This is a genomic window from Actinoplanes sp. NPDC051411, assembly GCF_040682075.1.
Lineage (GTDB): Bacteria > Actinomycetota > Actinomycetes > Mycobacteriales > Micromonosporaceae > Actinoplanes.
In genome coordinates this window covers 14,611-32,761 of the sequence record NZ_JBFBAD010000022.1, presented here as the reverse complement: position 1 = coordinate 32,761, position 18,151 = coordinate 14,611, and the positions used below count along the sequence as shown (strand labels likewise).

Annotated in this window: 23 protein-coding genes and 1 tRNA gene; 19 read left to right on the top strand and 5 right to left on the bottom strand. The window is 70.1% G+C overall.

Annotated features, from left to right (window positions below):
- Positions 1–12: 12 nt before the first annotated feature.
- The gene (locus tag AB0M88_RS14685; protein WP_364100921.1) at positions 13–642 is read right to left on the bottom strand and encodes a hypothetical protein; all 630 of its coding nucleotides are present in this window, start codon (positions 640–642) and stop codon (positions 13–15) included.
- A 185-nt stretch (positions 643–827) separates the two neighbouring features.
- On the opposite strand from AB0M88_RS14685, the gene eno reads away from it, so the two are divergent.
- From eno to AB0M88_RS14640, 9 genes are all read left to right on the top strand, one after another.
- A complete protein-coding gene (gene eno / locus AB0M88_RS14680) occupies positions 828–2,111 on the top strand; it encodes a phosphopyruvate hydratase (protein WP_364100918.1) in 1,284 nt (427 codons plus the stop codon).
- 117 nt (positions 2,112–2,228) lie between these two features.
- Positions 2,229–2,768 (top strand): septum formation initiator family protein, encoded by a 540-nt coding sequence (locus AB0M88_RS14675; RefSeq protein ID WP_364100915.1) that lies wholly within the window; start codon positions 2,229–2,231, stop codon positions 2,766–2,768.
- Positions 2,769–3,266, top strand: coding sequence for a DUF501 domain-containing protein (locus tag AB0M88_RS14670; protein WP_364100913.1), 498 nt, complete (start codon positions 2,769–2,771; stop codon positions 3,264–3,266). It abuts the gene before it with no gap.
- Positions 3,245–3,760: an amino-acid N-acetyltransferase gene (locus AB0M88_RS14665; protein WP_364100910.1), complete on the top strand. Its 516-nt coding sequence runs from the start codon at positions 3,245–3,247 to the stop codon at positions 3,758–3,760. Before AB0M88_RS14670 ends, AB0M88_RS14665 begins: the two co-directional genes overlap by 22 nt.
- Positions 3,757–4,671 carry a Ppx/GppA phosphatase family protein gene (locus tag AB0M88_RS14660; protein ID WP_364100907.1) on the top strand — a complete coding sequence of 305 codons (915 nt, stop codon included), beginning with the start codon at positions 3,757–3,759 and terminating at the stop codon, positions 4,669–4,671. Before AB0M88_RS14665 ends, AB0M88_RS14660 begins: the two co-directional genes overlap by 4 nt.
- Before the next feature lie 10 nt (positions 4,672–4,681).
- Complete coding sequence (locus AB0M88_RS14655) at positions 4,682–4,876, top strand: DivIVA domain-containing protein (RefSeq protein WP_364100904.1); 195 nt, start codon at positions 4,682–4,684, stop codon at positions 4,874–4,876.
- A 33-nt stretch (positions 4,877–4,909) separates the two neighbouring features.
- Complete coding sequence (locus AB0M88_RS14650) at positions 4,910–5,233, top strand: PadR family transcriptional regulator (protein WP_364100901.1); 324 nt, start codon at positions 4,910–4,912, stop codon at positions 5,231–5,233.
- Positions 5,230–6,261, top strand: coding sequence for a hypothetical protein (locus tag AB0M88_RS14645; RefSeq protein WP_364100899.1), 1,032 nt, complete (start codon positions 5,230–5,232; stop codon positions 6,259–6,261). Before AB0M88_RS14650 ends, AB0M88_RS14645 begins: the two co-directional genes overlap by 4 nt.
- 99 nt (positions 6,262–6,360) lie before the next feature.
- Complete coding sequence (locus AB0M88_RS14640) at positions 6,361–6,960, top strand: hypothetical protein (protein ID WP_364100897.1); 600 nt, start codon at positions 6,361–6,363, stop codon at positions 6,958–6,960.
- Positions 6,961–6,970: 10 nt separating this feature from the next.
- Here AB0M88_RS14640 and AB0M88_RS14635 read toward each other — a convergent pair whose 3' ends face one another.
- Positions 6,971–7,165 (bottom strand): hypothetical protein, encoded by a 195-nt coding sequence (locus AB0M88_RS14635; protein WP_364100894.1) that lies wholly within the window; start codon positions 7,163–7,165, stop codon positions 6,971–6,973.
- Between the two features lie 276 nt (positions 7,166–7,441).
- Here AB0M88_RS14635 and AB0M88_RS14630 point away from each other — a divergent pair, with 276 nt between their 5' ends.
- Together AB0M88_RS14630 and AB0M88_RS14625 are read left to right on the top strand one after the other, a co-directional pair.
- Positions 7,442–8,254 carry a helix-turn-helix transcriptional regulator gene (locus AB0M88_RS14630; protein WP_364100892.1) on the top strand — a complete coding sequence of 271 codons (813 nt, stop codon included), beginning with the start codon at positions 7,442–7,444 and terminating at the stop codon, positions 8,252–8,254.
- Positions 8,242–8,451, top strand: coding sequence for a DUF397 domain-containing protein (locus tag AB0M88_RS14625; RefSeq protein WP_364100889.1), 210 nt, complete (start codon positions 8,242–8,244; stop codon positions 8,449–8,451). Before AB0M88_RS14630 ends, AB0M88_RS14625 begins: the two co-directional genes overlap by 13 nt.
- A 67-nt stretch (positions 8,452–8,518) precedes the next feature.
- Here AB0M88_RS14625 and AB0M88_RS14620 read toward each other — a convergent pair whose 3' ends face one another.
- Complete coding sequence (locus AB0M88_RS14620; protein WP_364100886.1) at positions 8,519–9,022, bottom strand: hypothetical protein; 504 nt, start codon at positions 9,020–9,022, stop codon at positions 8,519–8,521.
- Positions 9,023–9,132: 110 nt separating this feature from the next.
- Between AB0M88_RS14620 and AB0M88_RS14615 the strand changes: the two genes are divergently transcribed.
- The 7 genes from AB0M88_RS14615 (at position 9,133) to AB0M88_RS14585 (ending at position 14,308) form a co-directional block, all read left to right on the top strand.
- Complete coding sequence (locus tag AB0M88_RS14615) at positions 9,133–9,885, top strand: uracil-DNA glycosylase (RefSeq protein ID WP_364100883.1); 753 nt, start codon at positions 9,133–9,135, stop codon at positions 9,883–9,885.
- Between the two features lie 33 nt (positions 9,886–9,918).
- Complete coding sequence (locus tag AB0M88_RS14610) at positions 9,919–10,614, top strand: DUF4129 domain-containing protein (protein WP_364100881.1); 696 nt, start codon at positions 9,919–9,921, stop codon at positions 10,612–10,614.
- Positions 10,611–11,186, top strand: a complete 576-nt coding sequence (locus AB0M88_RS14605; RefSeq protein ID WP_364100878.1) for a hypothetical protein — start codon at positions 10,611–10,613, stop codon at positions 11,184–11,186. The genes AB0M88_RS14610 and AB0M88_RS14605 overlap by 4 nt, the downstream gene beginning before the upstream one ends.
- Before the next feature lie 14 nt (positions 11,187–11,200).
- A complete protein-coding gene (locus tag AB0M88_RS14600) occupies positions 11,201–12,211 on the top strand; it encodes a MoxR family ATPase (RefSeq protein WP_364100875.1) in 1,011 nt (336 codons plus the stop codon).
- A gap of 32 nt (positions 12,212–12,243) precedes the next feature.
- Complete coding sequence (locus AB0M88_RS14595; RefSeq protein ID WP_364101091.1) at positions 12,244–13,572, top strand: DUF58 domain-containing protein; 1,329 nt, start codon at positions 12,244–12,246, stop codon at positions 13,570–13,572.
- Positions 13,572–14,132, top strand: coding sequence for a hypothetical protein (locus tag AB0M88_RS14590; RefSeq protein ID WP_364100873.1), 561 nt, complete (start codon positions 13,572–13,574; stop codon positions 14,130–14,132). Before AB0M88_RS14595 ends, AB0M88_RS14590 begins: the two co-directional genes overlap by 1 nt.
- A 92-nt stretch (positions 14,133–14,224) precedes the next feature.
- A tRNA-Leu gene (locus AB0M88_RS14585) sits at positions 14,225–14,308 on the top strand.
- On the opposite strand, the gene AB0M88_RS14580 is transcribed toward AB0M88_RS14585, so the two are convergent.
- Positions 14,272–14,658 (bottom strand): hypothetical protein, encoded by a 387-nt coding sequence (locus tag AB0M88_RS14580; protein ID WP_364100870.1) that lies wholly within the window; start codon positions 14,656–14,658, stop codon positions 14,272–14,274. The genes AB0M88_RS14585 and AB0M88_RS14580 overlap by 37 nt on opposite strands.
- A gap of 349 nt (positions 14,659–15,007) precedes the next feature.
- On the opposite strand from AB0M88_RS14580, the gene AB0M88_RS14575 reads away from it, so the two are divergent.
- A complete protein-coding gene (locus tag AB0M88_RS14575) occupies positions 15,008–16,774 on the top strand; it encodes a prolyl oligopeptidase family serine peptidase (RefSeq protein WP_364100867.1) in 1,767 nt (588 codons plus the stop codon).
- Here AB0M88_RS14575 and AB0M88_RS14570 read toward each other — a convergent pair.
- Positions 16,743–18,017: a helix-turn-helix transcriptional regulator gene (locus AB0M88_RS14570; protein ID WP_364100864.1), complete on the bottom strand. Its 1,275-nt coding sequence runs from the start codon at positions 18,015–18,017 to the stop codon at positions 16,743–16,745. The genes AB0M88_RS14575 and AB0M88_RS14570 overlap by 32 nt on opposite strands.
- Positions 18,018–18,151: the final 134 nt, after the last annotated feature.

Below are 18,151 nucleotides of genomic sequence, written 5' to 3'. Positions count from 1 at the left end.
CGCACAGGAAGCTCAGGCCAGCGCAGCCCGCGACCGCGACAGCAGCTGCTGCTTCATGATGTAGCGCCGGATCATCTTGGCCGTATGGTCGTCCTGGCCCTCGAACACCGCGACCAACTCGACCGACAGCGGCCCCCGGCGGGGCACCTGCTGGCGCATCGAGCTGACCTTGAAGGCCCGGGCGGGAAACGAGGCGACCTCGTCGGTGAGCTGAACCTTCAGCAGCATTTCGTCGCCCGGACGCACGGTCACGTCGGTGAAGTGGGCCCGGACCGCCCGCTCACTCAGATCGTGCACAAATCCGACCGCGTCCTCGTCGCCGTCGCGCTCCATCAGGATCAGCTCGCCGCCCCCGCCGCGTACGTAATCGCGGGCCTGCACGATCGAGGGCTCGCCGGCGAACCGGATGTCGAACCGGTTGCCGTCGACCGCCGCGACGTTGGCTGTCACGGCGTACCGTCCGCGCGGGGCCGCCGCCCAGCGGACCGTGACCGCCGAGCCCTGCGGCGGGATCTCGGAGAGGGCGAGCGAGAGGGTGATCACCTCCTCGCCCGCGTGGACGACCCGGACGTCAGGCACCGTTTCGCCGAATTGGGTCAGCTCGATGTACGACCCGTCGGCGGGAAGCTGGGGTTCGCTCATAGTGCTCGGGTGATCGGCCAGCTCGGGGTCGACTTGAGGAAACCCGCACCTTCGGGTTCACCGGCCGCCCGAACAGCCCCCGGGAAGGCTCGATACGCTCTGTGTCGTGGTCGGCCGCAGGGTCGCGGTCGGGTGAAATGGCCGGTCACCAGGCCGGCACAAGCTGTTAGGGAGCGACACGACACATGGCCACCATCGAAGCGATCGTCGCCCGCGAGATCCTCGACTCCCGGGGCAACCCGACCGTCGAGGTCGAGGTCGGGCTGGACGACGGCACGGTCGGCCGAGCCGCGGTGCCCTCGGGTGCCTCGACCGGCGCCTTCGAGGCGATCGAGCTGCGGGACGGCGACAAGGGCCGTTACCTGGGCAAGGGCGTCGAGAAGGCGGTCTCGAACGTCGAGGACAAGATCGCTGACGAGCTCATCGGCTACGAGGCGAGCGAGCAGCGCCTGATCGACCAGAAGATGCTCGACCTGGACGGCACCGCCGACAAGTCGGAGCTGGGCGCGAACGCGATCCTGGGCGTTTCCCTCGCGGTGGCGAAGGCGGCGGCATTGAGTGCCGAGCTGCCGCTGTTCCGTTACGTCGGCGGCCCCAACGCGTCGGTGCTGCCGGTGCCGATGATGAACATCCTCAACGGTGGCGCGCACGCCGACTCGAACGTCGACGTGCAGGAGTTCATGATCGCTCCGATCGGCGCTCCGACCTTCCGCGAGGCGCTGCGCACCGGTGCCGAGGTCTACCACGCCCTCAAGAGCGTGCTGAAGAAGAAGGGCCTCTCCACGGGCCTGGGCGACGAGGGCGGCTTCGCGCCGAGCCTGCCGTCCAACGCGTCGGCGCTCGACCTGATCGCCGAGGCGGTGCAGGCGGCCGGCTTCACGCTGGGCACCGACATCGTGCTGGCCATGGACGTCGCGGCGACCGAGTTCTTCAAGGACGGGTCGTACGTCTTCGAGGGCGCGCCCAAGTCGACCGACGAGATGATCGCGTACTACGCGAAGCTCGCCGCCGACTACCCGATCGTCTCGATCGAGGACCCGCTGTCCGAGGAGGACTGGGCCGGCTGGAGCGCGATGACCGGCCAGCTCGGCGACAAGATCCAGATCGTCGGCGACGACCTGTTCGTCACCAACCCGACCCGCATCGGCCGGGGCATCGCGGAGAACGCGGCCAACGCGGTCCTCGTCAAGGTCAACCAGATCGGCTCGCTCACCGAGACGCTCGACGCCGTCGACCTGGCCCACCGGGCCGGCTTCAAGACGATGATGAGCCACCGCTCGGGCGAGACCGAGGACGTCACGATCGCCGACCTGGCGGTCGCGGTCGGCAGCGGCCAGATCAAGACCGGCGCCCCGGCCCGGTCCGACCGCGTCGCGAAATACAACCAGCTCCTGCGCATCGAGGAGCAGCTGGAGGGTGCGGCCCGGTACGCCGGCGCCGGCGCTTTCCCGCGTTACCGCACCGCCTGACGGCAGTCCGGCAGATCATGGAGTTGTGGCGCTCGCCGGAACCGGCATAGGTTTCGGTGAGCGCCGTCCAGCGGCCGGAAGACAGCCGGAGGGGAAGCGGTGAATACACAGCGACGCATGCCGAGCGGTCAGGGCCCGGCCCGGCGCCCGAGCGCGTCCCGCACCCGCACGACCGGTTCGATGCGCGTTCAGCGCAGCCGCACCGCCCGTCCGGCTGTCAACCGGCGCACGGTCACCGCCAGTTCCGGCCCGGCGAAGCGGACGGTCGCGCCGCGCCCCCGGGCGCTCACCGGCCGCGCGACCATCCTGATCGTCGTTTTCGTGGCGCTGGCCCTGGCCTACACCTATCCGCTGCGCGTCTATCTGGCGCAGGAGTCGCAGATCGCCCAGCTGAAGGCCGACCAGGCCACCCAGCGCAAGCTGATCGCGTCGAAGTCGGAAGAGCTGGCCAAGTGGCAGGACCCGGAATACATCAAGGCCCGGGCCCGCGCGAAATACTTCTATGTCGAGCCGGGCCAGACGCCGATCCTGGTGCTCAACGACCCGTCCGTCGCCGTCAAGAGCACGGCCAAGGATGCCCCGGCCGCCGCCCCCGATTCCTGGTACGACACGCTGTGGAACAGCGTCCGAGCCGCCGACGCGGAGCCTACGAATTAAATGGAACCACCGACCGAAGCCGACCTCGACATCGTGGCGGCCCAGCTCGGCCGCCGTCCCCGCGGCACCCGCGCGATCGCGCACCGCTGCCCGTGCGGCAACCCGGACGTGGTCGAGACCTCGCCCCGGCTCGACGACGGCACCCCGTTTCCCACCCTCTTCTATCTGACCTGCCCGCACGCGGCCGCCGCCTGCAGCCGCCTGGAGTCGGCCGGGGTGATGCGCGACATGCAGGAGCGGCTGTCGACCGATCCGGAGCTGGCCGAGTGCTACGAGAAGGCGTCCGAGGACTATCTGGCCCGGCGCAAGGCGATCGAGGACGTGCCGGAGATCTCGCACGTGGCGGCCGGCGGCATGCCCGATCGGGTGAAATGCCTGCATGTTCACCTCGCTCACGCGCTCGCCGCCGGCCGGGGGGTAAATCCTTTCGGCGATGAGGTCCGGGACGCGGTCGAGCCCTGGTGGGCCGGCGGTCCATGCGTAGAAAAGCCGGAATAATGGTCGAAATCAGGCGGGCGCGAACCGGTGATGTGCGGGCGATCCGGGAACTGGTCGACGCCTACACCGCCGATCGCCGCCTCCTCAGCAAGGCGACGGTCACCCTCTACGAGGCGGTCCAGGAGTTCTGGGTCGCCGAGGAGTCCGAAAAGATCATCGGTTGCGGTGCCCTGCACGTCATGTGGGAGGACCTGGCCGAGATCCGCACGGTCGCGGTCGACCCGGCGTCCCGCGGCCGCAAGATCGGCCACCAGTTGGTCCACCGCCTGATCGAGCAGGCCCGCGAACTCGGTGTCGCCCGCGTTTTCTGCCTCACCTTCGAGACCCGCTTCTTCGGCTCGTTCGGCTTCACCGAAATCGACGGCGCCCCGGTCCCGCACGCCGTCTACGAACAACTACTGCGCTCCTACGACGAGGGTGTCGCCGAATTCCTCGACCTGGAACGGGTCAAGCCGAACACGCTCGGAAACACGAGGATGTTGTTGCATCTATGAGAGTCGCCGCTATCGACTGTGGGACGAATTCCATTCGCCTGCTCATCGCCGACGTGGACCGCGAAGAGCTCACCGACGTCACTCGCCAGATGCGGATCGTCCGGCTCGGCGAGGGCGTCGACCGCACGGGACGGATCAGCGACGCGGCCCTCGCGCGCACTCGCGCGGCGCTTACCGCGTACGGGGAAGAAATCGCCGACCATGGCGTGACGCGCGTCCGGATGTGCGCCACCTCGGCCTCGCGTGATGCCTCCAATGCCGACGATTTCCGCGCGATGGTGCGCGGGGTGATCGGTGTCGATCCCGAGGTGATCAGCGGCCGTCAGGAAGCGCATCTGTCCTTTCTCGGAGCGGTCAACGGGCTGACCGCCGAGCCGCCCTACCTCGTCTTCGACCTGGGCGGGGGCTCGACCGAATTCGTCACCGGGCGCACCGACGTCGAGCACGCGATTTCGATGGACATCGGCTGCGTGCGAATGACCGAGCGGCATCTGCCCGGCGACCCGCCTTCGGCGGCCCAGATCGACGCGGCCTCGGCGGAAATCACCGAAGCGGTCGACATCGCGCTCGCTGCCGTTCCCGGCCGCGATTCCCGTACGCTGGTGGGCCTCGCCGGCACGGTGACCACGGTGACCGCCCTGGCCCTCGGCCTCCCGGAATACGACGCGAACCGCATTCACCATGCGCGGGTGAGTTACGACGCGGTCGCCAAGGTGACCACCGACCTGCTCGGCATGACGGTCGCGGAACGGCTCGCGCTCCCGGTGATGCACCCGGGCCGGGCCGATGTGATCGGTGCGGGTGCGCTGATTCTGCGCACCATCATGGAGCGCTCGGGCCATTCGTCGCTGGTCGCCTCCGAACACGACATCCTCGACGGGATCGCCTTCGGCCTGGCGGCTGCTCCATAGACTGCCGCGCATGGCGAATGATTTCACGGTGGTGATCCGCGGCTACGACCGCGGCCAGGTCGACGCGGCGCTGGTCCAGGCCGCTCAACTTCTCGAGGCCGGCCAGTCGGCGGCGTTTCTGAGCGGCAAGAAGTTCGACGTGGTTCTGCGTGGCTACGACCGTGGTCAGGTCGACACCCACATCCAGGAACTACTTCGCCGTTGACGGTACTTCGCGGTGCACAGTACTGTGCACCGCGTGGACACGACCCAGCTCCTGAAGGGCGTGCTCGACCTCGCCGTCCTCGCCGCCCTGCGCGACGAGGACGGCTACGGCTACGACATCCTCCGGCGCCTGCGCGGCGCCGGGCTCGAGGACGTCGGCGACGCCTCGGTCTACGGCACGCTGCGCCGGCTCTTCAACGCCGGCTTCCTCAACACCTACGTGGTGCCCAGCGACGAGGGCCCGCACCGCAAGTACTACGGACTCAACCCGGCCGGCCGCGCCGAACTGCAGCGCTCGGGCAAGGTCTGGCACGGCTTCGCATCGATCATGGACGAGCTGCTCGGGGAGACGGTGTGAACTCAACGGTTGCTGACGAGGTCGCCGGCTACGTCTCCGCGGTCCGGGGCGCGCTGAGCGATCTCCCGCCGTCGGTCATCGACGAACTCCTCGAAGACCTTCCGGAACACCTGGCGGAGGTCCGGGCCGAAGGAAACGGCACGCTGCGCGATCGGCTGGGCGAGCCCGAGGCGTACGCGTCGGAGCTGCGCACGACGGCCGGCTTCGTCGGCGGATTCCCGGACCCGCCGCGCAAGACGACGTGGGTGACGCCCACCGAGGTCTGGGGAAACCTGGAACCGGTGCTGCGCCGAGCCGACGTGAAGGCCGGCCCGGTGATCGGCTACGAGAAGGCCAGCGACTTCCTAATCCTGCTGCGCCCGGCCTGGTGGCTGCTGCGGGGCTACCTGGTCGCGATGGCGACCGCCTGGATCCTCGACGACGGCGGCAGCCGCGGGCTCCTGCCCCGCCTCGGCGGCAGCACCCTGTTCGCGCTGATCTGGCTCGGCTGCTGCGTGGCGGCGTCGATCCTGGTCGGCCGGCGGGCCGGTGGCTGGTCGAAGTGGCCCCGCTACGCCCTGCGGGCGGGCACGGTCCTGCTGGTGCTGTTCGCGATCTCCGGCTTCGTGACGGCCGACAACGACACCCGCAACTACGATTCCTACCCGGTCGGCGACTACGGCGGCGGCAACCCGTACAGCGGGGTCCAGGACGTCTACGTCTACGACCCTCAAGGCCACCTCGTGCAGGGCGCGCGGCTGTTCGACCAGGACGGCTCGCCGATCCAGCTCGGGTCCGGTTACCCGGCCTACTGCTCGGATCCATCGACCGGGGAGACCGTTCAGAGCCGCAGCCTGGGCTATCCGTACTGCCCGGAGAACGCCCCGTTCACCGCGCCGCAACCCTCCGGCAGCGCGCCCTTGGTGCCGGTTTCACCCGTCCCGTCAGGGTCCGTTTCGCCGACCCCGTCGACCGGTTCGGTCAGCTCCGCACGGCCATCGGTGTCACCGTCGGTCACCCCTTCGGGCGGCTTCGGAAACGGTAAATAAAACCTGGGTAACGGGGTCGCGGGACAGGTCGGCGGGTCGCTAGGGTCACCCCCTGCGACCGGCGGACCCCCTCGGCCGGCCCCCTCGAAAGGACCACTCGTGAGCAACCCGGTTCCGCCCCCCGGTGGCGCGTACCCGCCCCCGCCGGCGCAGGGCCAGCCTGGCTTTCCGCCCGCCCAGGGGCAGCCCGGCTTCCCGCCGGCGCAGGGCCAGCCCGGCTTCCCGCCCGCGCCCGGCCAGCCCGAGGGCCAGGCCTACCCGCCCGCGCCCGGCATGCCCGGCGCGGAGCCGGGGCAGTTCGCCCAGTTCCCGACCGAGAAGCCGAAGAAGTCGGCCAAGGCCCGGGTGCTGAGCATCCTCGGCGTCATCGTGGTCGTCATCATCGTCGGCGCGATCAAGTTCGGCATCGGCAGCGCGCTCAACAAGGACGAGGCCAAGCAAGCCAAGGTCGGCGACTGCGTGGCCGCCCAGGGCAAGGTCCCGACCGAAGAGGGCAAGACCAGCGAGGCCGACGCCAAGGTCGTCGACTGCACCTCGAAGGACGCCGCCTACACGGTCGTCGGCCGCGTCAACGGCGAGACCGACACCAACAGCAAGTCCTGCGACCAATACTTCACCGACGAGAAGGCCGACTACTTCGTCTACTCGTCGACCTCGGGCGACGGCTACCTGCTGTGCCTGCAGGCCAAGAAGGCCTGACGCTTTTCTACTAAACCGGCGAGGCGCTGCCTCGCCGGTTTTTCAGTACGTCATGCACGTCATCGTCGTAGAGCAGCAGCACCACGGCCTCCCGCTCGGCCGAATAGCGCACGTCCCGCACGTCGAGCAGAAACTCACCGAGGTCGACGCGCACGTCGGCCTCCCAGTGGCCGAGCAGCATCTGCATCAGTTCAAGCCGGTCCACGGCCCACCCCTGCCTGCGTGAGCCGTCCGCAGTCCGGGCACCAGCGCCTTTTGGCCCGGAAACCGAACAGACCGGCTAGGAATCCGAGCGCAATACCCATTGCCACCGCCATTTCCATATCCCTTCATCTTTGGCCGTCGGTCGTACTTACAAGTCTGGACGCGGGGCCGATACGCTCGGAAGCCTTCCTGCACCGCCAGGTCAAAGCGGTGTGGCGAATCGCTTTCATGTGCGGGCCCGTGGAGAAATCCACAGATCTGATGGCGGTGTTGTGGAATGTCGGATGACCTGGTTGTTTCGCCGTCGGCCTTCCTGCTCGGCGAGTTGCGGCGGGCTCGCTCGTCCGCCGGCCTGAGCCAGGAAGACCTCGGCAAAACGATCAACTACTCGGGTTCGCAAGTGAGCGCGGTCGAGAACGGCCAGCGTCCACCTACTCGCGACTACCTGGTCGCGATCGACGGTGCGCTCCGCACGGGCGGCCTCTTCGAGCGCATGCAGAGCAACCTGGCGAACTTCGATCAGGCACCGGTTTGGTTCCGAGACTGGCTCGTCATCGAACGCGAGGCGACACTGATCCGCTGGTTCGAGCCACTCATCGTGCCGGGGCTTCTCCAGACCGAGGACTACACGCGCGCCATCATTGTCGGCGCCCGGGTCGTCGGCCCCGCAGAGATCGAGCAGCGAGTCGCCACGCGGATGGAGCGTCGACGAATTCTGGAGTCAGCCAACCCACCGAACTTGATCACCGTGATTGATGAGGGCGTTCTGCGCCGCTGTGTGGGTGGTCCGTCGATCATGGCGGTCCAGTGCAATTACCTGCTGGAGCAAATGGCCACCTCATCAATTCAAATCCACGTGGTTCCCGCCGCGGCGGGCTCGCACGCCGGGCTCGCCGGACCTTTCATCCTTGCCAAGGGTCCCGACTTCGAGGCCGCACACCTCGATACTCCTTGGCAAGCGCAGATCACCGATCTTCGAGAGGCCGTTGATACCCTGATCGGACGGTGGGAGGCGCTCCGAGGTGAGGCGCTGCCTACCAGCCAAACCATCGACCTGATCAAGGATGTGGCGAGGTCATGGCAGACCTGACGGATGCCGTCTGGCGCAAGTCGACTCGCAGCGACAACGGCGGGGCGTCCTGCGTCGAGGTGGCCAAGAATCTTCCGGGTGTGGTCGGGGTTCGGGACAGCAAGGACCGTTCCGGCCCGGCGCTGGTCTTCGGTCCCGAGGCGTGGGCGGCGTTCGTCGCCGGTGTCAAGGATGGGGAGTTCGACCTGTTGGGCTGAGCGGCCTGCGGAGGCCGTTTTGCCTGGCCGAGGTCGAGATACCGCTGACCGGCCGCGTCCGGCGAAGCTAGATGAACTGGTCGGCCATCGTCGGGGCGTAGGGGACGTCGATGACGAAGCGGTTCGGGTGGGTTGCCGGGTGGACGACCGGGACCTGGGCACCTGGGTGCACCTGTGCCTCAAAGGCTGGGGCGCGGCGCCCGTAGAACTTGTATTGGCGCAGCCCGCTCTGGTCGCCGGCGAGAGGGTCCCGCCAGCCGACCCGCACCCAGTAGACCGTGACGCTGCCGCCTCTCGGGTTGTGGATGACCCGAGGGGTCGCCTGCCGCACGGTCGCGGTGACCGTCACCGTGTCGCGCCGGCGCATTCGATGCAGGCGCCACGCCTGCACCCAGCCGCGCCCGCGGTGCCCGATCGTCAGGCCGGCCGTGACCCCGGCGATCGCGCCGACCAGCAGCAGCCACTGCACATCGTGGCCGCCGTCGTAACGCGGCGCCACGTCGTAGCCGAGCCACGCGCCGGCCACCATCCCGCCGAACGTGGTCGCGGCCGGGCTGACCAGGATCGCCACGGCCCAAAGCCGGCCCCGCCCGGCCCGGGCGACCGACGCGGATACGTCCCCATCCTGACCGGGCCCCACCCGGGTGCGGCCACCCGAGTGCGGAGTGGTTCGCTGGCTTGATGCGGTTGGGTGAGTTGACGTCGCGTACAAGAGAAGACGTTGTGAAGCACGCGGCCGAAGCCGCGTCGCTCAGCGTGCTCGACGCCGGCGTCGCGGATTGTTTTGCGTGCCCTCGGCTGGTCGCCTGGCGTGAGGAAGTCGCCGTCACCAAGCGTGCGTCCTTCCGGGATCAAACCTATTGGGGGCGGCCCATCCCCGGATGGGGGCCCGGCGACGCCGAGATCGGGATCCTCGGGCTCGCCCCGGCCGCGCACGGCGGCAACCGGACCGGGCGGATCTTCACCGGCGACCGGTCGGGAGATGTCCTCTTTGCCGCCCTGCACCGGGCCGGCCTGGCCAACCAGCCGACCAGCGTCAGCATCGACGACGGCCTCCAGCTCCGGCACACCCGGATCTTCGCCGCCGTGCGATGTGCGCCCCCGGACAACAAGCCGTTACCGCAAGAGCGGGACAACTGCGCTCCGTGGCTGCACAGAGAACTCGCGCTGATCCGGCCGACGCTCAAGGTCGTTGTCGCGCTCGGTGCATTCGCGTGGCAGGCGTGGTGGCCGGCCGCAACCGCCGTCTATGGGGCGAAAGCGCCCGTGCCGCGGCCCAAGTTCGGGCACGGTGCCCAGGTCAGCGTGCCCGGAGCGCCGATTCTGCTCGGCTGTTTTCACGTCAGCCAGCAGAACACTTTCACCGGGCGGTTGACGCCGCCGATGCTCGACGACGTGTTCGCCCGTGCGAAAGCGCTCGCGGGCCTGGCATGATGCGAGCGCACCGAAAGGACCTGAGCACACGACATGGATCTCGCCGCCCTGCGCCGGTGGTGGCCGCTGGCCGCCGTCCTCGTGCTGCTCTTCGTGACCTCGTTGGCCGCCACCCGGTCGCAGCCGCAGCTTGATCAGATCAAGCCCGACGCGACCGCGACCACCCCGCCGCCGCTGCTCCCGACGTCGGTGCCGAGTGCCCAGCCGGCCGGTGCGCAGGCCGATACGCCGTCCGAGGGCCTGCCCGACTGGGTGGGCACGGTGGCGTTGGTCCTGCTCTGCGTGGTCGGGCTGATCGTGCTCGCCATCGTGGTGTTCGCGCTGCTGCGCGAGCAGGCCAAGCGCCGCGCCAAGCGGAAGGGCAAGCTGGTCCGCAAAAAGGCGCAGCCGCGCACGGCCGATGAGCTGGTCGCCGCGCTCGACGCCGGTCTCGAGGAGCTGTCCGACGCCGACCGTGACCCGCGCCGCGCGGTGATCGCCTGCTGGGTGCGCCTCGAGCAGGCGGCCGCGGCGGCCGGCACCCCGCGGCACCCGGGCGACACGCCGACCGACCTGGTCGGGCGGCTGCTGGCCGAGCAGCAGGTCGACTCGCGGGTGCTGGCCGCGCTGCTCGAGGTCTACCGGCAGGCCCGCTACGCGACGCACACGGTCGACGACCAGATGCGCCGGCAGGCCGTCGACGCACTGCAACGGCTGCGGGCCGACCTGGGGGCGGGGGTGGCCGCGTGAGCCTCGACGACCTTTTCAGCGCGCGCGACGAGCCCGTCGTCGAGGAGCCGGTTGAGGCACCCGTCGTCCGGCAGAAAAGCAAGGCGCTCTGGCTGCTGCGCAACGCGCTGCTGGTCGCGGCCGCCACCACGGTCACGGTCGCCGCGCTGCGGGCGGGTGGGCTGCACGCGCCGCTGATTCTGATCATCGCCGCCTTCATCGGCCTGCGGCTGATCCTGCTCGCGGTCTCCGAGGTCGCGCCTCCGCCGCTGCCCAAACGGCCCGGCGGTGGTTCCGGTGCGTCGTCCGGTCCCGCGAGCGATGCGCTCCGCGCGGCCGTACGCCGGTGGGAACGCACCCTCGACCGGGCGAACGCCGACCCGGATCTGTATTCGCGTAACGTTCTGCCGGTGCTGGCCGAGCTGGCCGATGAGCGGCTGCGGCTGCGCCACGGCATCACCCGCGCCTCCGACCCCCGCCGGGCTCGTGAACTGCTCGGCGACCCGACGTGGGCGGCCCTGCACGACCCGGGCCGGCGGGCCGGCAAGACCCGTGAGCTCGAGTCCCTGGTTGACGCGTTGGAACGACTGTGAGAAAGGTTGCGCCGGTGGCAGAGACAGGCGGTCAGGCCCTCCCCCCGTACGAGGTGGGGCGGCTGGCGGGCGCGGTCCTCGATTCGGTCGGCAGCGTGCTGGTCGGCAAGCGGTCGGCGCTCGAACTGGTGCTGGCCGGCATCCTGGCCGGTGGGCACGTGCTGCTGGAAGACCTTCCCGGTCTCGGCAAGACGCTGACCGCGCGGTCGTTCGCCCAGGCGCTGGGCCTCGACTTCCGGCGGCTGCAGTTCACCCCCGACCTGCTGCCGGCCGACGTGACCGGCTCGTTCCTCTACGACCAGCGCAAGGGTGACTTCGCGTTCCGGGCCGGCCCGGTCTTCACCAACATGCTGCTCGCCGACGAGATCAACCGGACGCCGCCCAAGACCCAGGCCGCCCTGCTCGAGGCGATGCAGGAGAAGCAGGTGTCGGTCGAGGGCGTGACCTACCGTCTCGACCCGCCGTTCCACGTGCTGGCCACCGCCAACCCGATCGAATACGAGGGCACCTACCCGCTCCCCGAGGCCCAGCTCGACCGGTTCCTGCTGCGGGTCTCCTTCGGCTATCCGACCGCCGAGGAGGAGTGGGAGGTCCTGCAGCGCCGCATGGCCCGCCGCCAGGAAGAGGCGTTCCTGCAGCCGGTGGTCGACTCGCGAACCCTCCAGGCGATGCAGGCCGCGCTCGAGATGATCACCGTAGAGGACTCGATCGGCCGTTACTGCGTGTCGCTCGCCGCGGCCACCCGCGAGCACGCCTCGGTGCTGGTCGGCTCGTCGCCCCGTGGCTCGCTCGCGCTGCTGCTGCTGGCCCGGGCGCGGGCCGCGATGGCCGGCCGCGACTTCGTGATCCCCGAGGACGTGAAGGACGTGGCCATCCAGGCCCTCGCCCACCGCATCACGCTGCGGCCCGAGATGTGGCTGCGCCGGGTCGACCCGGCGTTCGTGGTCGACGAGGTGCTGGCGGCCACGCCGGCCCCGGCCAGCGGCGCGCTGCCCACCTACGCCACCGGATATCAACCGCAGTGAGCCTGGGCCCCCCGCTGCGCCGAGCCTTTCCCCTGGCGGCTGCCGAGCCGGCGGGGGATTCGTGGTCGGGTCCGGCCTGGGTGCCGACCCGCGCGCTGGGGCGCACCGTCCTGCTCATCGGCCTCCTGCTGGTGCTCGGGGTGGCGCTCGGCCGGGTCGATCTGGTGCTGCTGGCGGCCCCGTTCGCGATCGGCGCGGCGGTCGGGCTGCGCCGCATGCCGCGCTCGGCACCCGACCTGACGATCGAGGCGGGCGCCGACTACCTGGTCGAGGGCGGCCACGTCGAGGCCGGGGTGACGGTATCCAACCCTGACGTCATCTCGTACGACCTGGTGGTTCTGCGTACCCGCACGTCGCCCTGGCTGAAGCTCGAACACTCCGACCGGCCGTTCGCGATCCGGGTCGGCTCCGACGCCTGGGCGGCGGTCGAACTGCCGGGCGACGCCCTGCGCTGGGGCCGGCAAGACGTCGGCCCGGCGGCCGCCCGGGTCGCCGCGTGCGGAGGCCTGCTCGCCTGCCGCCCGGTGGTCACCCCGGCCGCCGGCGTGCGGGTCTATCCGGTCACCGATCCGTTCAACGCCACCGAAGCCATGCCGGCCGCCGCCGGCCTGGTCGGAAACCATCGGTCGAGACGCATGGGAGAAGGCGGCGAGCTGGCCGGTGTACGCCCGTTCGCGCCCGGCGACCGGCTGCGGCGCATCGACTGGCGTGTCTCGCTGCGCACCCGCGACCTGCACGTGGCGTCCACCCTGTCCGACCGGGACGCCGAGGTGCTGCTGCTGCTCGACGTGCTCGGCGAGGTCGGCCTGTCCGGCGGGGTCGCCGGCAGCGCGTCGGTGCTCGACACCACGGTCCGGGCGGCGGCCGCGATCGCCGAGCACTACCTGCAGCGGGGCGACCGGGTGTCGCTGCTCGAATACGGCGCGGCCGCGCGACGGCTGCGCCCGGCCACCGGCCGCCGGCAATACCTGACCGTCCTCGAATGGCTGCTCGACGTGCGGCCCGACCCGATCGATGGCGACGAATACCAGAACGTGTTCGCCCCCCACCACGTGTCGTCGGACGCGCTGGTCATGGTGCTGACCCCGCTGGTCGACCCGCGATCGGCCGACATGCTGGCCCAGCTCACCCAGTCCGGCCGCTTCGTCCTGGCGGTCGACACGCTGCCCGAGTCGGCCCGGCCCGAACTGCGCAACCAGTGGACGCCGATGGCCACCCGCCTGTGGCGCATCGAGCGCGAAAACGTGCTCGGGCGGCTGCGGGAACACGGCGTACCGGTCGTGGCCTGGGCCGGGGCGGGCAGCCTCGACCTGGTGCTGCGCGACGTCGCCCGCATGGCCTCGGCACCCCGGGGGCGCTGATGAACACCATCCTCGTACGCCTCGAGCGCGCCCGCCGGGCGCTCGGCCGCTTCACCATGATCCCGTTCCTGATCCGGCTCGGCATCGCCCTGGCCGGCCTGCTCGCGATGTCGGTCGCGTGGCCGCCGTCGCTGCTGGCCAGCCAGTTCTTCCTGCCGATCGCGCTCGTAGCGGTCTACCCGGCCTTCGCGCCCCGCGGCCGCGGCGCGACCGTGGCGGCCCTCGTCGCGGTGGCCGGCTGGCTGGTCGACACGGCCGGCTACGACGCCCGGGTCGCGCTCTGGCGGGTGCTCGCGATCGCGACCCTGCTCTACCTCGGACATTCACTGACCGCCCTGGCCGCGGTACTGCCGTACGACGCGGTCGTCAACGTCGACGTGGTCGCCAACTGGCTGGCCCGCGCGTTCGCGGTCGTACTCGTCTCGGCCGTGCTCACCGTGGCCGCCCTCGGCCTGACCGCCGACCTGGCCGGCGGCGCCTTCCTGATCGCCACCCTGGTCGGCCTGGCCGGCGCGGTCGGCGCCACGATGCTCATCGCCCGGCTCCTCCGCCGAGCCTGAGCCGTTCGTCCGGGCCTTTAGTCCGGTCGGACCATCGGTCCGTTGTCCGATTCCGCCGCCCCGGCCGCAACCGATACGGTGTGACCAGCAAGGCCCGGGTGGTGGAACGGCAGACACGGCCGCCTTAAAAGCGGCTGCCTCACAAAGGCGTGCGGGTTCGAGACCCGCCCCGGGCACCCTGAAGATCCGCAGCGTTTGTGTGACCCGCTGGGGCGCGCAACTGATCCGCAACGGGTTCGGGCGTGCCGCCCGCCGAGTCGAGGACCTCTTGCACGGTGGCGCGGAGCATGGTCGCGGTGTCTCCGGTGATAGTGACCCGCAGGTCCAGTTCGCTGGTGCGGTCGTCGTAGCGCACCTCAAGGTGGAAGGCATCAAAAGGACGTCGCCGTTGCGCTTCCGGTAGCCGGCTGACGTCGAGCCTTGTCGTAGGTAGCGCCTCCAGCAGCGCCGGGGCGGTCTCCGGCTGGAGCTTGCCTTGCTCGGTGAGTTCTGCGAGCAGGTCCGTCTTTTTGCACAGGTCGGCCAAGGATCATCCGGAATCGCCCCACGCGGAGGGCGGGTTGACCTTGCCGCGGATGCCGCGTTCCGGCCGGGGGCGTTTACGGCGGTTCCACACCACTCCCTCGGGCTTGAGGTCACCGTCGCGTCGTTGTGGGCGATGGTGTTGGAGGGGCGGGCTCGCCAGGTTGTGTGCTAAGGGCTGGTTCTGGCGAGCCCGCCGGTTTCGCCCACCGCCGCAGCCTTGGCGGCGGGTACAGCGGTGAGGTGATGGGTTCCATTCATCCGGTGGGTCGAAGGTTGCCGCCAGCGGCGGGACGCGGACACTGGCGGTGTACGCATCGGTCGCCGACATGCGGGGCGGAGTGGAGGCTTTGGTGATCGACGACGGGTGGGAATCAGCGCCGACGGCAGTCGATGTGGCCCGCGCGGGCGTCTCGTACGACTGGCTGACCAGCGTCGATGACCGGCTGTTCTGGGTGGAGTCGTCTCCGGCCGCCGGCAGTGATGCGGTGGTGACCTGGTCAGCCGGGTCGGTTGCCGTTCTGCCCGGTGACGGGGTGGGCAGCGGCTTACACGCCTACGGGGGGATGCCGTACGCGGTCTTGCCGTCGGGTGAGGTCGTGCGGGTGAACGGTGAGTCGGGGCAGCTCACCGGCGTGGTCACGATGTCTGCCACCGCGCACGCCTATGGGGATCTGACCTGGTCGGGCGTCGAACTGCTGGGCGTCCGGGAAGACGCCGGTGGGGATGACCTGGTTGGGGTCGAGATGTCGTCCGGACGGCTGCGAGTTCTGGAGGCGACGGACGGGTTTCTCGCTTCACCACGGGTGTCCAGGGATCGGCTGGCCTGGGTGCGCTGGGACCGGGGTGTGATGCCGTGGGATTCCAGCGAGGTGTGGACGGCGAGCTACATGCTGGATGAGCAGCCAGTGGACCCCGTACGCGTAGCCGGCGGGCCAGACGAGTCGGCGTTCCAGCCGCAGTGGGGCGTCGATGGGTGGCTGTATTTCATGTCGGACCGGACCGGATGGTGGAATCCTTACCGGTGGCGTGACGGCCGGACGGAGCCGGTCGCCCCGGTTGAGGCTGAGTGCGCGACCGCGCCGTGGGAGTCGGGCTACGCCAACTATGCGATGCTGCCGGACGGGCGGATCGTGATGACCGTCCAGCGAGGCCCGGTGCATGAGCTGGCGGTGGTGTCGTCCGGCGCGGTGGCGCGACTACCAGTGCCGTACACGTCGATCAAGCCGTTCCTGGCGGTGGTGGGTGACCGGGTCGCGGTGATCGGCTCCTCGGCAACCCGGATGCAGGAGATCGCGCTGGTCAGCACGGATGGCTCCGGCGGGGTCGAGGTGGTCCGTCCCGACGCGGATCATCGGTTCGCTGATGTGTCGGTGCCGCAGCTGATTCAGGTCGAGTCCGGCGGTGCCCAGGTGACGGCGGTCCTCTACCCGCCGTCCGGTGATGGCGGTCCCGCGCCGGTGATCGTGCGCCCCCACGCCGGGCCGACCTACCACAGCGATCTTCGGCTGGATGGTGAGGTGCAGTTCTTCACCAGCCGGGGGTTCGCGGTGGCCGATGTCGACTATCGGGGCAGCACCGGCTACGGGCGTGCGTTCCGGAAGGCTCTCGACGGGCAGTGGGGCCGAGTCGACGTCGCGGATTGTCGTGCCGTCGCCGAGGTTCTGATCGACACCGGCCGGGCGATACCGGGTGCGGTGTTCATCTCCGGGGCCAGCGCGGGCGGCTACACGGCGTTGCGAGCCGTCAGCGAGGAGGGACCTTTCGCGATGGCGGTTGCCCGGTCAGCGATCGTCGACCCGCAGCGGTGGACGACGACCGCACCCAGGTTCCAGCGCCCGCACGCCGCGATCCTGGCGTCGCCCGACTCGGCGGTCCGAGCAGACCAGATTCGCCGGCCGGTGCTGCTGGTCCACGGCGTACGGGATGAGATCGTCCCCATCGGCGACACGGCGGCCTTGGCGAACGGGCTGCGCGGGCGCGGCCTGTTAGTCGGCATGCTGACGCTGGAGAACGTCGGGCACTACGTGTCCGGGACCGGGCTGGTGGCGGCGCTGGAAGCGGAGCTTGACGCCTACCGGTGCGTGCTTAAGGACGCCGGCCTGGCAGTGCCGGGCTGAACAGCACCGGCAGCCGGAGTCGCGCGTACTCGGTGACCGCTTGTACCTCGGGCTGGTCTAGGTCCGGTTGGAGTTGGGCCAGCATGAGCACGATGCGGTGGGCGACGCGGAACGACTCGACGGTTGCGGCGTGGTCGATCGCCTGGCGGGCCATGGCGCAGGCGTGTTCGATCTGGCGACTGCAGGCCAGGGAGGTGGCGTGCAGGGCGGTGTCGATGGCCAACCTGCGGACCCGGTGGGGTTCGAGCAGGTCAACCGCTCGGGTGGCCTCGCGCTGGGCGAGTTCGTGCAGTCCGAGGTCGAAGAAGCAGTGGGCTTTCTCGTCGGCCAGGTCCGCTTCCCCGAAGTAGCCGATCCAGGCCGGCTCGTCGCCTGGCCGGCTGCGGGCCAGGTCGGCTTCGGCCTGCAACAGGGCACTGGCGCAAGCGGGTTCGTCGCCACGCCGGGCGTGGGCCCGGGCCAGCACCGTGCGGCAGGCGGCCCGTACCGCCGGGGTGCTGGTGTGTTCGGTGCCGCGTAGCGCGGCGGCGGCGAGCCGGGCGGCCTGGGCCGGGTCGCCGCAGTGAAGGGCGAGGTGGGCGAGGCTGACCGCGATCAGATAGCCGCCGTAGAGACGATCCGCGGACCTCGTCGCGATCTCCAGCGCTCGCAGGTAGTGCTGTTGGGCGAGTCCGTCGTTGCCGAGGTCGACCGCGTCGTAGCCGGCGAGTTCGAGACATCCGGTCGCGAGCTGCGGCGCCCGGATGGTCAGGTCGTCGAGATCAGTGAGCACGCCGACGAGGTCGGGATAGGTGGATCCGGCGCCGTGCTGGTGGTCGGCGCCGCGAAGATCCCGGAGACGGTCCGCGGTGGACCGGTCGTCGCTGTCCCGGGCACGCCGGGCATCGCGAGTGGTTGACAGCAGCCAGTCCAGTACGGGCCGGTCCGTCGCCTCGGACCGGAACCCGGCCGTCGCGCCGACCGTATCGCGGGTCAGCCGGAGCGCTCGCTCCCGGCGCAGGATCGGCAGGAGCCGGCACAGCCCGCCATCGGCGCCCAGGACTCGGTCGCAGGCGTCGACCAGGTCGTCGGTGGGCATCCGCTCCGCCGACTCGATCTTGCGGACCAGGTCCTTGTGCACGAACAATGCGGTGCCGAGATCAGCCTGTGACATGCCCCGATCGTGGCGAAGACGCCGGATCTCGGCCCCGAAGAAGTGCAGCACGGATCGGGCCGGCTGCAACTGCTTGGGGGTCTGGCCCATCGCCACCACCATCGGGATCGAACGCGAACGTCTATTGTCGATGAAACCGCGGACATGCGACAACGCCGTCGCGAGTGATGGGGACAGGCCGGTTGTCCGCATCCACCCCCTGCCCGAAACCCGGGCCGGTTGGG

Bases quoted from the DNA above. Each gene is read 5' to 3' on its own strand.
- AB0M88_RS14630 (WP_364100892.1), top strand. From the start codon at position 7,442: ATGTCGGATGACCTGGTTGTTTCGCCGTCGGCCTTCCTGCTCGGCGAG.
- AB0M88_RS14570 (WP_364100864.1), bottom strand. From the start codon at position 18,017: ATGGGCCAGACCCCCAAGCAGTTGCAGCCGGCCCGATCCGTGCTGCAC.
- AB0M88_RS14670 (WP_364100913.1), top strand. From the start codon at position 2,769: ATGGAACCACCGACCGAAGCCGACCTCGACATCGTGGCGGCCCAGCTC.
- AB0M88_RS14615 (WP_364100883.1), top strand. From the start codon at position 9,133: ATGCGGTTGGGTGAGTTGACGTCGCGTACAAGAGAAGACGTTGTGAAG.
- AB0M88_RS14610 (WP_364100881.1), top strand. From the start codon at position 9,919: ATGGATCTCGCCGCCCTGCGCCGGTGGTGGCCGCTGGCCGCCGTCCTC.
- AB0M88_RS14665 (WP_364100910.1), top strand. From the start codon at position 3,245: ATGCGTAGAAAAGCCGGAATAATGGTCGAAATCAGGCGGGCGCGAACC.
- AB0M88_RS14590 (WP_364100873.1), top strand. From the start codon at position 13,572: ATGAACACCATCCTCGTACGCCTCGAGCGCGCCCGCCGGGCGCTCGGC.
- AB0M88_RS14655 (WP_364100904.1), top strand. From the start codon at position 4,682: ATGGCGAATGATTTCACGGTGGTGATCCGCGGCTACGACCGCGGCCAG.
- AB0M88_RS14675 (WP_364100915.1), top strand. From the start codon at position 2,229: ATGCCGAGCGGTCAGGGCCCGGCCCGGCGCCCGAGCGCGTCCCGCACC.
- AB0M88_RS14685 (WP_364100921.1), bottom strand. From the start codon at position 642: ATGAGCGAACCCCAGCTTCCCGCCGACGGGTCGTACATCGAGCTGACC.
- AB0M88_RS14625 (WP_364100889.1), top strand. From the start codon at position 8,242: ATGGCAGACCTGACGGATGCCGTCTGGCGCAAGTCGACTCGCAGCGAC.
- AB0M88_RS14660 (WP_364100907.1), top strand. From the start codon at position 3,757: ATGAGAGTCGCCGCTATCGACTGTGGGACGAATTCCATTCGCCTGCTC.
- eno (WP_364100918.1), top strand. From the start codon at position 828: ATGGCCACCATCGAAGCGATCGTCGCCCGCGAGATCCTCGACTCCCGG.